Below are 16,102 nucleotides of genomic sequence, written 5' to 3' on the forward strand. Positions count from 1 at the left end.
AAAAAGATCATGCGACGCGCTGGTCGTCTTGGGTCGCTGCGTTGGCGACGGTTTCGTTGGATTCGTTGTCCACGATCGAGAGCAGGCTTTCCAACAGGCTCTGGGCCTGATGAGCCAGGTTCAGGCTCGGCGCGCTGTCTTGCAGTCGGGCGCGCAAGGCCTGTTCCGGTATGGGCGCTTGTGGAGTGTTTGCAGGTGTTGGCCGGGTGGCTGCATCCTGAGGCCGTTCACCGGCCTCGATCTGGACGGGTGTGCGTTGTTCCTGACCGGAGCGGTCGCGGGTGATCAGCACCAGGTTCAGGCGTTGCGCGGCAGTCAACTGGCGGTTATCGACAATCAGTTTGCCGCTGCGCGGGTCGAATCGAACCCAGCTTGGCAAGGGCAAACCATTACTCATGCGCAGTTGCGGGCTGCTCTGGTTGTTGGCGAGCAACGACAGCGGCAGTTGCACTTCGCTGTTCCCGCTGCTGGCAGCATTGACCTGCATCTGCCAGGTTTCGCCCGGACGTGCCGACTGGCTGGAGGCCAGGGTGTCGCTGAGGATGCTGCTACTGCCGAGCAGTTGCTCGGTGACGCTGCGCTGACTCGATTCCAACCCCGTGGCGTCGGGCAGGACAGTGTTCAGCGTGCTGTTTATCTCTGCTGGCAAGCCGAGCGGGCTGATGCCCGGTGGCAAGGACGTTTCTGTTTGCCGGACTTCATTGAACCCGCTTGGGCGCAGCCCCATCAGCGGCGCGGATTGCGTTGCAACGATAACCGGCTCGGTGACGTTGGTTGTCGGGGTGCTGCTGCCGGTATCCACGTCGGTTGGCGGCGGTGTAATGACGGTACCGCCGTCTGTATCTGGCGGCGTTACTACAGGAGGTGCTACGACTGGCGGTGTCACTACAGGCAGTTCCACGACAGGAGGCGTCACCACTGGCGGCGTTATGACGGGCGTGCTGGTTGCCGTGATTGCGATGGTAAAACTCGCGCTGTTCGAGTCCAGCAGCCCATCGTTGATACTGGCCGCCAGTTGCACCTGCGCAGGCGGTGTGTCGGCGCTGTTGAGGTAGGTCAGGTGTTGCAGCACCGACTGCGCCTGTGCCTGGCTGATATCGCCGGTAAAGGTGATGGTCAGGCGGCCAGCGCTCTGGCTGAACGTGGCGATGGCGGTGTCGTTGAGCAGGATCTGGCTGCCATCGCTGGACAGGGTAAGCGTTGCAGAATCTTGCAGGCCAAAGCGGTCTTCGGCGCTGGCACCGTCCTGGCGCGCCACGGTGAGGGTGGCCCCTTTGTAATTGCCTGTGCCCTCGTTCAATGCATCCAGCTCGGCATCGCTGACAAGCCCGTTAGGCGCGAGCAGTACGGCATCGCCACCCTGAGTGAAGTGCGGGGCGCTGGTCGGGCTGCTCAAGATCACCACATCCGAACCTGACCACTCGCTGCCCAAGGCATACAGGCTGCCATCTGTGGCGCTGACGAGGTTGTTGAAGCCTGTCGATGACGAATAGGCACGAACAAAGGTCAAGGCACCGCTGGTGGCGTCTCGGCTGTACACCAGCAGGCTCGGATCACTGCCTTCGTGGGCAAGATAAAAAGCGCTGCCATCGGCACTGAGGGTTATATCCGCCAGTGAATAGACACTTCTCAGCCCGTCCCTGAGGGTGCTGGTCAGCGTCAGGGTGCCATCGGCGTTGCGGCTGAAAACCCGGATCGAGTTGCTGTTCTTGTCCGAGACATAAAGAAAGTCGCCCGCGCTGGACAGGGCAAGCCCGCCGATCGAACTGAGGTTTTGACCGTTGCCCAGTGCTGTCAGTGAACCCACAAAGCTGAGTGCGCCGGTGGTTGTGTCGCGGCTGAATATAGCGATGCCACTGTCCCAGCTATTGCTGACATAGACCGAGCGGCCGTCGCTGGAAATCACCACGTCCGAGCTTTGGCCAATACCGTCCGACAGATGCCCGGATTGAGTCAGGCCTCCCTGAGCATTGATGGTGAAGGTCGTGATGCCGCTGTTTGAGCTGTCGGCGCTGACGGCATACAACGACCTTCCATCGGCGGACACCACCATTTGCCCAAAATAGTTACTGCTTGTGGCGTTGCTGGCGGCAATGCCCATATAACTGAGCGCCCCGGTGGTGACGTCGCGCTGATACAGGGTGATGGTCGAAAGCGCACCTGTCTCGGAAGTAGCCTCGAAACCGGCCACATACAGAAACCTTCCATCCACCGACAGCGTGACCGAGGATACCCGGTCCATACCTTCCAGGAAGACGTCCCGGTCGCTGAAATACTGGTCGTCGCTGAAGCTGCCTTGCTCGACCAGGCCGTCTGCTGTTCTGGCGTAGATCGTCAGGGTCTTGCCGGCCACGATATAGACGAACTTGCCATCACTGGAAGTGGCCATGGCTGAAGGTGCCGAGTCCACGCTGCCCGGTGTCAGTTGGGTGGGTTGGGTCGGGTCGGTGATGGCGGGTGAGGTCAGCACCGTTCCCGGATTCGGGTTGCTGATGCCGGGTGCGGTATTGGCAGTGACATTCACTGTGGAGGCAATGTTCAGGTCGCTGACGTCAGTTCCGCCATCCAGCGTGCCGCCGCTGTCCTGAATGCTCACCAGCGTTACGGTACGGCTGCCCAGGGTCGGTGCCAGGCTGGCATTGCTGTAACGGATGCCGTCTATCAGGGTTTGCGCCGCTTCAGTGCTGATGCCGCTGACCGGGGTGATAGTCAGCGTGGCCGTGTCTGTCGACAGGCTGACGGTGTAGGTGTAATCGCCGACCGTTTGCGTGCCGTTCACCAGTTCCACAAGGGTGCCATTGATGTTCAGGCGTTCCTGGCTGCCATCGCTCAGGCCGGTTATTTCCAGACGCAACACTATGATGGATTGACCCTGTTCCACCGTGGAAATCTGCGTGTCGCTGAACAGCGCCGTGTTATTGCCAAAACTCAGGGTCGGGTCGAGGGCACTGGCGGTCAACTCTGGCGCGTCGTTGATTTCGGTCACGGTGATGGCAATGGTATGTACGGTCGATGTCAGACCGTCGCCATCGTTGATCGACAGGTTCAGGCTGACCTGGCTGCCTGGATCGCTGTTTTCATTGGCATAGGTAATCTGCTTGAGAACCTGATTGGCATCGGCGGCGCTGACCGGCTGGCTGGCCGTGAAGGTCAGCACCAGTGCGCCGTCTGTCAGGTTGAAGCTGGCAATGACGTTGCCGTCCTTGAGCACTTGCTGGCCATCGGCGGACAGCGTAAAGCCGTTGCCTTCCTGAAAACCGAAGATATCGGCTGCGTTGGCACCTTCGCTGCGCACGATACGGATGCTGGCGTCGCGGTAATCGCCATCGCTGTCCAGTTCGACATCGCTGAAGCCTGTGTCTGCGAGCAGTGAAATCGCTGCCGCTTTTTCGGTGTAGGCCAGGTTTGTCGGTACGTCACTGAGCAGCGGTGCGCTGTTATCGCGCATGGTCACGGTGGAGGTCAGGTTCAGCGCTGTGCTGTCGATGCCGCCATTGGCTGTTGTGCCGTTGTCGCGAATCAGTGTCAGGCCGACCACCCGATCAACGCCGGTGATGGTGGTGCTGTCGTTGTAATAGCCGATGCCGTTTACCAGCGCCTGCGCATTGGTCACGCTGAGGTTGCCGCCACTCAAACCGATACTGGCGGTTGTGCCGCTGACGCTGACCACATAACTCAGGCCACTGCGGGTGGTGCCGGTATTGCCTTGGGTGAGGGTGATGCGTGTGCCGTCAACGACCAGCACTTCGTTGGTACCGTCCTGTATGTCGGTGACGCTCAGGTCCAGGCCGCTGACCGACTGGGCTCTTTCGCCGGTATCGATGACAGTGTCCTGAAACACAGCGACCGGGTTGCCTTGGGCGGAGTATCTGGGATCGGTGGCGGTGGTGGTCAGAGTGGGGGCGTTGTTGATGTCCACCAGACGCACTTCCACGTTCAGTGAGGTGCTGGCGCCCTGGCCGTTGTCGAACGCCATTACCATGACCGCCAGGCTTCCGGCATCCGAACTGGTGTTGCTGTAGCCGACCTGCTGGAGTACCTGATTGGCCAGCGCGGTGCTGACCTGGCCGGTAAAGGTGATGCTCAGGCTGGAGCCATTGACTGTCAGGTTGGCGATGGCCGTGCCGCCGTTCAGGATTTGCGAACCGTCACTGCTCAAGGTCAGGCTGCCGGTGGGGATAAAGCTCAAGGTGTCTTCGGCGTTGTCACCGCGTTGCGGCGTGACGCTGAAGCTTGCGCCGTTATAGTCACCATTACCGTTGTCGAGGGCGTCCAGGGTTGAGTCGCTGACCACTGCATCGCTCAGCTTTTGTGCGGTCGTGCCTTCCAGGTAGCGGGTGCTGGCTTCTTGCAGAACGCTGATGCCCGAGCCCGTGACAATCACGCCGCCATCGGCGCTGACCTGAATCGCGCTGGCGTCGCTCTGGCCACCGGCTGTGCTATTGAGCAGCACCAGACCTGACGTCGTGGCGCTGTAGCGATTGATGGTGCCGTCGCTGAGAGTGGCATAAAGCGTACTGCCGTTACTGCTCAGGGCCGTTGAAGTGATATTGGCCTGGCTTATCGAGTTCTGGACGACAAAGGACTGGCCTTCGACCCGGAACGTGACAATGCCTTCAGAGGTGGTTACGTAGAGGTTCTGGCCATCGGGCGAGACATTGATCTGGCTCGGCGCCTTGAGCGAAACCGTCGTGCCGGCGCTGTCCTGCTGACCATCGCGAATGTAGAACGGCGAGCCCAGGTTGCCATCGGCATCGCGTTGATAGGCGATCAGGGTATGGGGTGGGGAGAAGGTCTGGGTTGTTACGAATACGTAATCTCCCCGGCTCTCCATGGCCGATATGGCGAACATGTAAGGTGGGCTCCATGACGTGTTCTCGACCAGATTCAGTCGCGTCAGACTGCCGCTGGCGGTATCACGGCTGAAGACATAGATCCCTTCGTTGCCGCTATCGACGGCATATACCGACTTACCGTCGTCCGAGATTTCCAGTGTTTCTATCGTGAGGATGTAATGGCTTTCAAGGAAGACAAGGCTTCCTGTGGCTGGATCGCGGTTGAATACGGCAAGCGTGTCCGAATAGGACCTGCCGTTTGCACCGCTCATAAGGAGCGTTTCGCCATCCGGGCTGATCTTCAGATCAATGATTAAAGTCAGCTGAGTGTCGCTGGCCGTCAGGGTGTTGCTTAGCGTCAACGCGCCAGTCTCGGTGTCACGGCTGAAGATCGCCAGCTCACCTGTACTGCTGGCTGCGTACAGGGTCTTGCCATCACTGGACAGTTCGGTTTGCGCAATATTGCTCAGGCCGCTGATCGTGTTCAGGGTTTCCAGGCTTGTCAGAGCGTCCAGACTCAGGTGGGCACCGTTATCGGTCGCCAGCGCTGTGGTGCGCTGGCTTGTGGTGGCGTTTTCCTGATCATTGCCTGAAGTGCTGCTGTTCTCATGAGCAATGCTGGTCGTGGAGTTGTCTGCCGTTTTATCTGCTGCCGGACTGGCGCTCTGGGTTTCGCTTGCAGCAGCGACTTCCGTCGCCGTGGCGACCGCCGCTGCATCGAACATCATCCGGGGTTCGAGCGCCAGATAGAGTCGCTGGAGGCGGGGACGGGCAGGGGAACGCTCAGTCATTGGGACAGTCCTTTGGGGCGTAGACGGAAATAGGGAGGCGCATCATTCAACCAGCAGCACGCGATTGGCCTGGCTCTTGAGTTCATTGGCGATGCTGTCGAAAGCGGCCTTCAGATCACCGGGGGTGTCCGATGAGTTGCCTTCGATGACATGCAGGCGTTGGCCGCCGCCGGTGCAGGGATTCAGCCAGTCGGCAGGTGTCACGTAGTGGCCGCCGGGGCTGTTGATGTCTGTGGTATTGCGAACCACGGCGTAGAAAACGATTCCGTTGTCGCTGAAGGATTGGCAGGTGTCGAGGTAGTTGCGCAGGGTTTCCTTTTCCTCACGCCACGCAGAACCTGCATTCCAGTTCATCAACAAGACAATGGCCTTGCGATTGGGACCGCTGCCATCGGCGTTGAAGTCCAGCGGGTATGTGCTGTCGCCCCAGCCGTTGCCGCCACGCCAGTTGGGTGACAGGGTACTGCCTGCCCATACCAGCCCGGGCAGGGGATGGATCTGCCAGTCCCCTCTGATCTCGCGCACGCGCGTTTCGATCTTGCTTCTGCTGGCTTCCAGAGGCAGCAAGGGGGCATTGGGGATGGTGTGGTCGGTCATGATCGTCTGATCGGCACCGTCTGCATCCACTGTGCTGAGTGAGAACATGCGGCGCTCGGAAACGACGGGACGATTGTCTTCCGGGTTCAGGTACATCATGTTCGCGTTCAGACGCATCCTTGACTCGGCAGGCGAGGCAATCCAGTCATAGGTCTTGTCCCGGTAGTTGTCTCCCCTGTAGAAACTCTGGCGCCTGGCTCTGCGGTCCGGAAACATGATATTGCTCAAGTCGCCGTACTGCCGGTAGAAGCCCCGGGTGCGCAGGCTCGGGATCGGATCTTCAGTGGTCAGTGCATCCGGAGTCGTCCACTCCTTGAGCCGTGGTTGACTGTTTCGGCTGTGATCGGGGTCGTACAGATTGACATCGTTGCTGAAGGGAATAATGGCTACCCGCAGGTTTTCTTTCTCCTCGCGGGTATTGCCATTGCTGTCCTGGCCGAACAGTTCGCCCAGAAAGTGTTCCGTTGCGTCCATGTGCAACTGTGCGTCCGGGCTGATACCGGAGAATATCGAGGCAAAGTTGACAGACGAATCAATCGCCAACGCCACCTCCAGCGGCTTGCTGATCAACTCTGCCGTGGAATGCACGGTCAGGTCCTGACTGGCATTACCGCTGACTTGTGGGTCGTGACGGGACGTCGCGGTTACCCGGTAGGTGGGATTGCTGTCGGCGCTGCGTCCTTCTTCGACGGTGACTTCGCCCAGGTTATCCAGAAGCTGCGCATCCATGCCCAGGTTCTGGCGCACATAGGCGGTGGCAAAACCGGTGGGGGCCTTGCTGACGTTTTCATCGCCGTCGGCATTGGCCCGGCCGACGGCCAGGGCGGCGGCGTCGGTCGCGCGCTTGAGTTGCGAGGCGTTGCCGGTCATGCGCGTCACGTCTATCGCGTAGGCACTGGCCAGTAACAGGCCGCCAGTGGCAAGGATCATGAAGGGCGCGACGTTACCGCGCTGAAGCCTGCGATTGAGCATGAAGCGGTCATTCCTGAGGGGATCAACAGGCCGCTATGACAGCAGCCTTGAGGTTTATACAAGAATAAGAATCTTTCCCAACTAGCAGCAAGGCTGGCTCCATTAAGAAGGCTTAATCAACTCTGGTCCGTGTCCAGACCGGCCTCCTGCGCCAGATCTTCAGCCAGTTGCAGGTCGCTGTTCTGCATGCGGTCCAGAGCGACGCTTTGCAGGATTCTGCCGCCAAACAGGTCGCTGCTCATGGCCAGTTCGGTACTGGCCTGGCAGGTCTGCACGATCAGCATCGAGACCGTGTCTTGCTGTGGCTCTTCGGAGGAAGATGGTGTGGGGCTGCTTTCGGGCAGCTCGCCGCTGTACTGGCTGCTGGCGAAAGGGTCATCGCACAGCCCGGTGGCATTGCCCCGTTGCAGATGCCAGACCACTTCACCGCTGCGTCGGACCTGAGCGATGAAAATCTGATAGTTGTCCTTACGCGGGCCACGTATGTTCTCGATCAGCTGTTCGAGGCCGCCACGGGTCAGCCGATCCTGAATCGACAGGATCGAGGAGAGCGTCGAGGTGCTGCGCTCCATGTCGGTTTTGGCACGGCTGAGGTTGTAAAGGTCGGCGCAGATAAAACCCGTGCCCAGGATGATCGGCAGGGCCAGTGCAGTTTCCAGCAGGGCGCTGCCGCGTTGCTGCGTACGCTTGATCATTGCTCGTTACCAATCAGGGCGGTGTTATAGAGGTTGCCCAGCACCTGCCGGTACTCATAGGTAAAACGGTCGGGCAGGGCGAGCAGTTTGGGCAGGGCGGTGATGTAGGCTTGTTGCAAGGCCACCTTGACGACAATCACCGGCTGGCTGCCGTCGGGCAATTCAGTGCCGGACTCATCGGCGTTGGCATCGTCCCCGCCCATGACTTGCAAGGCGCTGTAGGACGTTGCATCGACCTGGATTTCGTTGGCCTTGAGGTAGCCGTAGGACGCCAGCAGAATCCGCTCGGTGATCAAAGGCTGAAGCTGTTCGGTGGCCATCAGGTCGATTTTCTCCCTGCGCAGGCCGCCCAGCGCCGAGTCCAGCGCCAGATTGCCTATGATCACCACCAGCGCGATGCGCGCCAGCTCGAAGAACATCATCAGGCCGATCAGGATCACCGGCATGATCAGCGCGGTCTCCACCGCCGTTACGCCGCGTTGGCTGTAGGGGCCTGCCCGCTTCACTGCGGTGTGCCCAGTGCCAGCGGACGCTGGCTGGCAGCGAGCAGTTCGGTTGCGGCAGGGGAGCCGGCATGGATGCGGGCGACACTGGCCTGCAAGGCTTGCAGCAGATCTTCGGTATTGGCATCGGGCAGGTTGCGGCTCAGGGTCTGACGCGCCTGATCGTTATCGCCCTTGAGCAGATGCGCCAAGGCCAGGTTCAGCACCAGGCTGGGTGTGGCATTGAGGCTGGCGCCTTGCAGAAGAGTGATGGCCTGCTGAGGCTGGTTGCTGCTCAGGTAGGTCATGGCCAGATTGTTCAGCGCGGGCTGGTTGGACGGGTCGATCTCCAGTACGTGTTGAAACAGCTTCTGAGCCTGCTCGGTCTGGCCAAGGCTGTTGCTGGCCACGCCCAGACCATTGAGGCCTTCGGTGCTGTCCGGCTGGGCCTTGAGCGCGCAATTGAAATCCTTCACCGAAGCCTGAAGCTGATTCAGTGCCAGACGCGCACGGCCCATGCCCAGGCAGGTAATCAGGCTTTCGGACGGGCTGAGATTGTCGGCACCGCCAAGGGCGTGTCGGGCACGGCCGTAGAGTTCCAGTGATTGCTGCGGCTTGCGCACCAACGCCGCAACACTGGCGTATTCCAGCAGTTCCCGGGGGCTGAGTTGCTGGCGCTGGTCCATCTTGGCGTAGACCTCGGTGGCCGCTTCGATACGCCCGTTATCGCGCAGCACGCGGGCCAGCCTCAGTGCTTCGGCGCTTTCCTTTTTGCTCAGGGGGGCGTTGGTCTGTGGCTGGGCATTGTCACGGTCGATGCCGGGCAGGCTGGAGCAGCCGCTTGCGCCGATGATCAGCAGCGAAAGCAGGGCGAGGCGTGAAAGGGACAGAGGTGAGGACACGGTATTCTCCAGAGACAAGGCAGGCATCAGTTTTGCGCCAGAGCGCGGACCAGGCGGATCATCGCCGGGGCGCCCATGACCGCGATGATCGGTGGCAGGATCAGGACCATCAGTGGCACGCTCATTTGCGCGGGCAGCTTTCCGGCTTTTTCTTCAAGGCCCAGCACCAGGGTCTTGCGACTTTCATCGGCGATGGTGCGCAGTGCCTGGGACAGGGGAGTGCCGTAGCGCTCGGCCTGGATCAGGGTTCCCACCATGCTTTCGATTTCCCGGACGCCCGTGCGCTCGGCGAGGTTGAGCAATGCCCGTGAGCGGTCACTGACGATTTGCAGTTCGGCGAAGGTGTAGCGCAATTCATCCGCCAGTTCGGGAGCCGACAGCGCCAGTTCCCTGGCCACCACTTGCATGATGCGGCCCAGCGGCAGGCCGGCTTCGGCGCAGATCACCATCAGGTCCAGGCCATCGGGAACCGAACGGGCCATGCGCCCGCCGCGCCGCGCCGCCCGCCATTTCAGCCAGGCTTCGGGCAGGGTGGTGCCGACAAACAGGGCGATCAGGCCCATGGCCAGACCCTTGAGGCCGAAGCGGCTCTGGGCATCCAGAACACCAAACAGAACGATGCCCAGAAACAGCAGGCCGTTGGCATATTTGGCGACCATCAACAGACCCAGGCTGGCCTGGGCACGAAAGCCCGCCATGCTCAGCAGGCGGTTGAGGTGTTGGCGATCCTGTGCCGTGCCCGCCAGATGCTCGCCGGCCGAAGCCAGTGGCAGCAGTAGACGTTTGGCATTGGCGGACAGAGCCAGTTGGTCGGTGCGCAGGATGTTGGCCTGGACCTGTTGCTGGCGATTGTCCTCGCTGCGGCCCAGGCGCAGGTCCAGGCTTTTCTCCGAAAGACCCAGGTACCAGCCGAGCAGGCCCAGGCCGGTGCCGGTCAACATCACCCCCAGGGCGAGCAGAATGAGCGTTTCGTGGGTCATGGCTGTTGTTCTCCGCAAAAGCGAGCGTTCATCCGACTCGGCTCACCATCAGGTGGTTGATGACCAGCCCCAGCGTGACGCTGGCAAGGGCGTAGAACAGCACCATGTTGCCGGTGGGGTCGTTGAGCAGAAAGCGGAAGTCCTGAGGGGCATTGATGTACATGTAGCCCAGCATGGCGGGCACCAGCGATGACACGATCTTGGAAGAGGCCCGTGCTTCGGAGGTCTTGGACAGAATCTTCAATTGCAGCTCGTGACGGTCGCGCAGGGTGGTCGAGAGCCGGTCCAGGGTTTCGCCCAGACGGCCACCGGCTTCCTGGTTGATGATCAGGATCACCGCGAAAAACCGGTACTCGGCCAGTGGCACGCGCAGGGTCGAATCCTGCATGACCCGCCGCAGCGGCACACCCAGGCGCAGCCAGTGATCGATAATCGCGAATTCCACGCTCAACGGCCCGCTCAGATGATCGGCGACCAGCGCGAAGGCATTGCTGATCGGTACGCCTGCACGGCAGGTGCGGGTGATGGAGTCGATGGCTTCGGGCAGTGACTGGCGCAGTTGCTTGTGGTACTTGGCCAGAGCCTGGCGATAGAACAGCGTGAACAGGGCGATGGCGGCGAATACCGCAATCAGGCTGCCGAACAGCAAGGGGATGGGCGTGTCGCGACCAATCAGCACCCCGGCGAAAAAGCCGCCGATGCCGAAGGCAATGACCCGTCCCTTGAGGGTCTTGCGCCAGCCCAGCAGGTTCAGGTTGATCCACAGGTGAGTGATGTGGGTGCCGAGCACGGGAATGTGGCCCAGGGGGGCGCTCTGCATTTCCCGCATGATGCTTTCAACTTCGGTTTTAGGTGCATTCACCGTCACCTTGTCGCGCAGCAATTGTTCCAGACGCGCCGCGCTTTCGGCGGCTCGCTGGCGGCGTTTGCTCAGGCTCAGCAGCCCATAGAAGGCGAACATCACGCAGGCGAAGACCAGCAGTGTGAGTAAATCGAGGACAGCTTGCATGGGGTGTCCTCTTAAAGATCGCCAAACAGATGGGCATGCTGGTTGTAGAACTCGGGCCGTTGGCCGCTACTCACGTAGTCGCCCACAATCTTGCCTTGGCTGTCGGTGGAGCGGACCTTGAAGCCGAACAGCTCCTGAGTCTGGATGACGTCGTTTTCCATGCCGCAGACTTCAGTGATCGAGACAACACGTCGTCCGCCGTCACGCTGGCGTTCGACCTGAACCACCAGGTTCACGGCACTGGCGATCTGGCGTCGAATGGCTTCCATCGGCAGTTGCATGCTTGCCATCATCACCATGTTTTCCAGGCGCATGATGGCGTCGCGAGGGGTGTTGGCGTGGACGGTACAGAGCGAGCCGTCATGCCCGGTATTCATGGCCTGCAACATGTCGAAGGCTTCACCGCCGCGTACTTCACCGAGGATGATCCGGTCTGGCCGCATCCGCAGGGCGTTGCGCACCAGATCGCGCTGATCGACCTTGCCGGTGCCTTCGGCACTGACCGGCCGTGTTTCAAGACGCACCACATGGATCTGTTGCAGTTGCAGCTCTGCGGCATCTTCGATGGTCAGGATACGATCGTCTTCGCTGATCTTTTGCGACAACGCATTGAGCAGCGTGGTCTTGCCCGCACCCGTACCGCCGGACACCACGATATTGAGCTTGGCAATCATTGCGCGGTTGAGCACCTGGACCATTTCCATCGACATGGCGTTACGTGCCGCGAGGGATTCCAGCGTCAGGTTGCGGCGCATGAATTTACGGATGGAGATGGTGGTGCCGTCGATGGCCAGCGGGTAAGTAATGACGTTGACCCGGCTGCCGTCAGCCAGCCGTGCATCGACCATGGGGTTGGCTTCGTCGATGCGTCGTCCTACACCGGCCGCGATACGCTGGGCAGTGTTGAACACATGCTCTTCGTCCAGAAACGTGATGGTCGACAGCTCCAGCTTGCCGAAGCGCTCGACGAACACCTGACCCGCGCCATTGACCAGAATATCGTTGACCGTGTCGTCGGCCAGCAGCGGCTGGATCGGCCCGATACCCAGCATCTCGTCCAGCATTTCGCTGGCGATCTGCTCTTCTTCGGGGCGAGACAGTTGCAGGCGGTTTTCATCGCAGATGCGTCGTATCTGGCTTTCAATCTGCTGACGCAGCTTGTCACGCCCCATGGCCGCAGCCTTGAGCGGGTCGATCTGGTCATAGAGGAAACCGCGGATCAGGCGTCGGTTCAGGTTGGCGCCGCTGTCGGCATGCTTGCTGGCAGGGTTTGCCTTGGTCGTGTTGACCTTCTGCATCTCGATGACCGACTCGCCGCTTTCCTGCACGGGCAATGTTGCCGGAGCGGGGGCAGGGGTTCTGGGCTTGCGTATCAGCATGATCCGGCTCCTTGTGTCAGGCCGCGTTACGACGGGTCAGGGCGCCTTTGAGGCGGGCCAGCACCGACGGCGCTACGAGGGCATTGCCCGGTTTGCGGCCACAGGCCAGGTCTGCCAGATTCAGCAGGGCCTGACGAAAGGCCGGTGCAGCTTCCAGACGCAGAGGCCCGCTCAACAGGCTGTCGCTCAGGGCATGCCCGGCGTAAGGCAGCACCAAGTCCACGCGCCTGCCGACAAAGGCCTCGAACTGTTCGCGGGCGACTGTCTGGTGAGTGCCGTGGTTCTGGTTGACGACCAGCAGCAGTTGCTGGCCCTCGCTTTCGTCACCGATCTCTTCAAGCAGGCGCTGGGTATTGCGGGCGCCTTGAATGGTGAATTCGCTGAGCAGGATGCGGGTTTCGACGTGGCGCAACACCTCCAGCGCACCTTGAGGGTGGCCGGATGGCAAGTCCCATACGACCTGATTGAACAAGCGGCACAGGTTGGCGCCCAGTTCAAGCAGGTGATCGGTATCGATAGGCGCGAAATGGTCGGCCGAAGGTTCCTGGGCCAGCAGATGCAGGCGGTCATCCAGACGAGTCATGGCCCGTTGCAGAAAACGGGCATCGATCTCGCTGCTGCTCAAGGCTGCGGCCAGTCCGCAATCGCCCTGAGCCCCCAGCAGCAGGGACAGGTCTGCGTTGTGCCGATCGTAATCCACGGCGGCCACTGGCATATGCCGTTCGTGTGACAGCAACAGGCTCAGCCCGGCGCTGACCGTGCTGGTGCCCAGCCCGCCGGAGCAAGCCGTCACGGCAATGCTGCGGCCGGTACGCACCTGGCGGGTCTGGGGTTGCTGATGGATATTGCGCGCACGCTCCAGGCTGCTGGCCAGCAAGTCCAGTGGTACGGGTTTGCACAGGTAATCCACCACGCCGCTGTGGGTCAGGGCGCGATACAGGTCCACATTCTGCTGGCTGCCGATGGCCAGAATCGCACAACCCGGATCGCACAGGCTCGACAGTTCAGAAATGGCCTGCAAGGGCAATTGCTCGCCATCCAGGTCCACCAGCAGCAGGCTGGCCCGCTGTTCGGCACACCAAGCCTTGGCCGCTTCGATTCCGCCGCTCAGGACCAGCGCCTCGGGCTGGCCCAGGCGCTGCAACTGTTCGGCGAAGCTGCGCTGGTCAGCCGTACTGGCGGCAAACAGGACCGGTGCCAGAAAGGTTTTGTCGCCGCTGGGCAGTACAGTGTTGGTCTTGTCGTTCATGGCGGCGTCCTCAGTCGTCCTGGGAGAAGTCGATGTTCATCAGTTCGGTGGTCTTGCTTTCCTGATAACGCTGCACGGCATTGTTGGCCTGATTGCCATCGGCGCTGTCCAGAGTGCGTGGGCGGACCAGGTCGCGAGGGTCGCTGACCATCCGCGCAATGTTGGCCCGGTTGGCACAACCAAGGGTGCCGACTGCCTGATAAGGGGTCATGGTCCAGGCATCGGCGTTGGCGATCCGGCAGTCGGGGATTTGCGCGACCATGGCCTCGGAAATCACCTGCAGGTCCCACCCGCCGGACTGTTCGGCAGCCTTGAGCTGGACCGGCGCCAGGATGATGCGGTCGGCATCCGCGCCGCGTTCGCTCAGCACCCGTACCAGGCGTTTGGCCATCTGCTCACCCGCAGGAGTGAAGGGTTGCAGGGTCAGGCTCTGATTTTTCAGACGGCCCTGATTGCTCAGCATCGTGTTGAGGTTTTCCAGGGATTCGGCGGTCAGCCCCTTACCCTGATTGACCGTATTGAGGGAAACGCTCAGGGCGCTGGGGTTCACCTGCGTGACCGGCATCGGCGTGTTGGCAAAGCGCTTGGCGCGCAGTTCGTTGTACTGCGCGGTACAGCCCGCCATGAACAAGGGCAGGCAGACCAGCAGTGCGAGGCGGAAAGTGGCAGGCTTCATTTTCAAGGTCTCCATCAGTACAGGTACCCTGCGCTGGCCTGGCGCGGCATCTGCGCATCCATGCCTGGCAGGCCGCGGCCCGGGGTTTGCAATTCACCTTCGGTGACGGGGTCTACGACATAAGCGGTCGCCAGAATCACCAGTTCGGTGTCCTCTTGTGTGCTGGTTTCACCCTCGAACAGGCGGCCGAGCAACGGCACGCCCTTGAGACCCGGCAGGCCGCTGACTTGCTGGGCAACGTTGCTGCGCAGCATGCCCGCGAGGGCGAAGCTCTGGCCGCTGGCCAGTTCCACCGTGGTGTCGGCGCGACGAACCTTGAAGGCCGGAATGGTCGAGCCGCCATCGGGCAGGGTCACTGCGCCGTCATCGGACAGATCACTGACTTCCGGTGCGATATGCAGGCTGATGCGGTTGGGCGAGAGCAGGGTGGGCGTCATGCGCAGGATCACGCCGTAGGATTTGTAGGTGATGCTGACGTTGTTGTTGGTGATCACCACAATCGGCACTTCACCACCGGCGGCGAAGCCTGCGGTTTCGCCGGACATGGCCGTCAGGTTGGGCTCGGCCAGGACCGAGGCCATGCCTTCCACCGACAGGGCGTTGATCAGCCCGGTCAGGTTGCCGTCGGTGAATCCAATGGTGTTGGCCGTGCGGATCAACTGACCGGCCTGGGTCGCGCCAGCGATGGTGCCTGCCGATGAGGCCGCGTTGGCGGCGTTGAACAGGCTGGTCGAAGAACCGGTCGCCAGACGGAACTTGCCGCTGTTCATGACCGAGTCCCAGTTCAGGCCCAGCGTGTGGCTGAGGTTGCGGGACACTTCGACGACCCGAACCCGGATGTTGACCTGTGCCGACAACTCGACCTTGAGCTGATTGATGACCCGCGGTGCAGCCGGGCCTCCACCACCGGGCGCACCGGCTGGAGCGCCGCCACCCGGTCCGCCTGCCGCGCTGTCATTGGCGCCGACGGCGGCCTTGACGCTGGCCATGACCTGACGGGCTTCGAGGGGGGTACGAACATGTCCACGAACGATCAGGCCATCGCCTGCCGCGGGTACGAAACTGACTTGTGAACCCGCCACTTCATTTTCGATCTGCTGGCGCAGGCCTTCCAGGTCGAAGCCTGCGACCAGTCGCATGGCTGCGATCACATTGTCGTTGGCGTCCAGTGCATAAAGGGTCGTGGCGCCTGACCGCTGGGCGAATACGAAGACACTGCTTGGCGACGGCATCTGGAAACTGGCCACTTCCGGGTCGGCCAACAGCACTTTTGCCGCGGCGCGAGGCAGTTGCAGCAGACGGCCCTGGCGCACGGTCAGGTTGACCGTCTGGGTTTCACTGATCTGTTGCAACTGGGCACGTGTGATGACTGGCGTGACCGGGGTTTTCGCCGGCATGTCGTAGTTGTCCACGGTCGCCTGTTCGGCCATGACAACTGACGGGCTGACCAGGGTGGCGCTCAAGCCGAGGCCGGCGAGCAGCAAGGAGAGTCCGTTCCGGCCCGAAGCCAGAGGTTGCGCTGTGCGTTTCATGCT

At 61.3% G+C, this 16,102-nt stretch carries 11 protein-coding genes; all 11 read right to left on the reverse strand.

Features of this window, described 5'->3' with window-relative positions; genetic code table 11:
- Positions 1-7 precede the first annotated feature (7 nt).
- The 11 genes from KGD89_RS10135 to KGD89_RS10185 all read right to left on the reverse strand — a co-directional run bounded on the left by KGD89_RS10135 (position 8) and on the right by KGD89_RS10185 (position 16,099).
- Positions 8-5,626: a beta-propeller fold lactonase family protein gene (locus KGD89_RS10135; protein ID WP_025259669.1), complete on the reverse strand. Its 5,619-nt coding sequence runs from the start codon at positions 5,624-5,626 to the stop codon at positions 8-10.
- A gap of 42 nt (positions 5,627-5,668) precedes the next feature.
- Positions 5,669-7,195: a pilus assembly protein TadG-related protein gene (locus KGD89_RS10140; RefSeq protein WP_025259670.1), complete on the reverse strand. Its 1,527-nt coding sequence runs from the start codon at positions 7,193-7,195 to the stop codon at positions 5,669-5,671.
- Between the two features lie 116 nt (positions 7,196-7,311).
- The gene (locus tag KGD89_RS10145; RefSeq protein WP_025259671.1) at positions 7,312-7,890 is read right to left on the reverse strand and encodes a TadE/TadG family type IV pilus assembly protein; all 579 of its coding nucleotides are present in this window, start codon (positions 7,888-7,890) and stop codon (positions 7,312-7,314) included.
- Positions 7,887-8,396 (reverse strand): TadE/TadG family type IV pilus assembly protein, encoded by a 510-nt coding sequence (locus KGD89_RS10150; RefSeq protein ID WP_025259672.1) that lies wholly within the window; start codon positions 8,394-8,396, stop codon positions 7,887-7,889. Before KGD89_RS10150 ends, KGD89_RS10145 begins: the two co-directional genes overlap by 4 nt.
- Positions 8,393-9,274 carry a tetratricopeptide repeat protein gene (locus KGD89_RS10155; protein WP_159918422.1) on the reverse strand — a complete coding sequence of 294 codons (882 nt, stop codon included), beginning with the start codon at positions 9,272-9,274 and terminating at the stop codon, positions 8,393-8,395. Before KGD89_RS10155 ends, KGD89_RS10150 begins: the two co-directional genes overlap by 4 nt.
- 26 nt (positions 9,275-9,300) lie before the next feature.
- Positions 9,301-10,254 (reverse strand): type II secretion system F family protein, encoded by a 954-nt coding sequence (locus KGD89_RS10160; RefSeq protein ID WP_025259674.1) that lies wholly within the window; start codon positions 10,252-10,254, stop codon positions 9,301-9,303.
- Between the two features lie 28 nt (positions 10,255-10,282).
- Positions 10,283-11,263: a type II secretion system F family protein gene (locus KGD89_RS10165; RefSeq protein WP_025259675.1), complete on the reverse strand. Its 981-nt coding sequence runs from the start codon at positions 11,261-11,263 to the stop codon at positions 10,283-10,285.
- 11 nt (positions 11,264-11,274) lie between these two features.
- A complete protein-coding gene (locus tag KGD89_RS10170; RefSeq protein WP_025259676.1) occupies positions 11,275-12,642 on the reverse strand; it encodes a CpaF family protein in 1,368 nt (455 codons plus the stop codon).
- Between the two features lie 16 nt (positions 12,643-12,658).
- Entirely contained in the window at positions 12,659-13,891 is a 1,233-nt protein-coding gene (locus tag KGD89_RS10175) for an AAA family ATPase (RefSeq protein WP_025259677.1), read from the reverse strand.
- A 10-nt stretch (positions 13,892-13,901) separates the two neighbouring features.
- Positions 13,902-14,567: a CpaD family pilus assembly lipoprotein gene (locus KGD89_RS10180; RefSeq protein ID WP_025259678.1), complete on the reverse strand. Its 666-nt coding sequence runs from the start codon at positions 14,565-14,567 to the stop codon at positions 13,902-13,904.
- Positions 14,568-14,581: 14 nt separating this feature from the next.
- The gene (locus tag KGD89_RS10185) at positions 14,582-16,099 is read right to left on the reverse strand and encodes a type II and III secretion system protein family protein (RefSeq protein WP_025259679.1); all 1,518 of its coding nucleotides are present in this window, start codon (positions 16,097-16,099) and stop codon (positions 14,582-14,584) included.
- Positions 16,100-16,102: the final 3 nt, after the last annotated feature.

Source organism: Pseudomonas cichorii (genome assembly GCF_018343775.1).
Lineage (GTDB): Bacteria > Pseudomonadota > Gammaproteobacteria > Pseudomonadales > Pseudomonadaceae > Aquipseudomonas > Aquipseudomonas cichorii.

Coding starts and splice junctions, on each gene's coding strand:
- KGD89_RS10160 (WP_025259674.1), bottom strand. CDS start 10,254: ATGACCCACGAAACGCTCATTCTGCTCGCCCTGGGGGTGATGTTGACC.
- KGD89_RS10140 (WP_025259670.1), bottom strand. CDS start 7,195: ATGCTCAATCGCAGGCTTCAGCGCGGTAACGTCGCGCCCTTCATGATC.
- KGD89_RS10175 (WP_025259677.1), bottom strand. CDS start 13,891: ATGAACGACAAGACCAACACTGTACTGCCCAGCGGCGACAAAACCTTT.
- KGD89_RS10170 (WP_025259676.1), bottom strand. CDS start 12,642: ATGCTGATACGCAAGCCCAGAACCCCTGCCCCCGCTCCGGCAACATTG.
- KGD89_RS10135 (WP_025259669.1), bottom strand. CDS start 5,626: ATGACTGAGCGTTCCCCTGCCCGTCCCCGCCTCCAGCGACTCTATCTG.
- KGD89_RS10165 (WP_025259675.1), bottom strand. CDS start 11,263: ATGCAAGCTGTCCTCGATTTACTCACACTGCTGGTCTTCGCCTGCGTG.
- KGD89_RS10145 (WP_025259671.1), bottom strand. CDS start 7,890: ATGATCAAGCGTACGCAGCAACGCGGCAGCGCCCTGCTGGAAACTGCA.
- KGD89_RS10185 (WP_025259679.1), bottom strand. CDS start 16,099: ATGAAACGCACAGCGCAACCTCTGGCTTCGGGCCGGAACGGACTCTCC.
- KGD89_RS10180 (WP_025259678.1), bottom strand. CDS start 14,567: ATGAAGCCTGCCACTTTCCGCCTCGCACTGCTGGTCTGCCTGCCCTTG.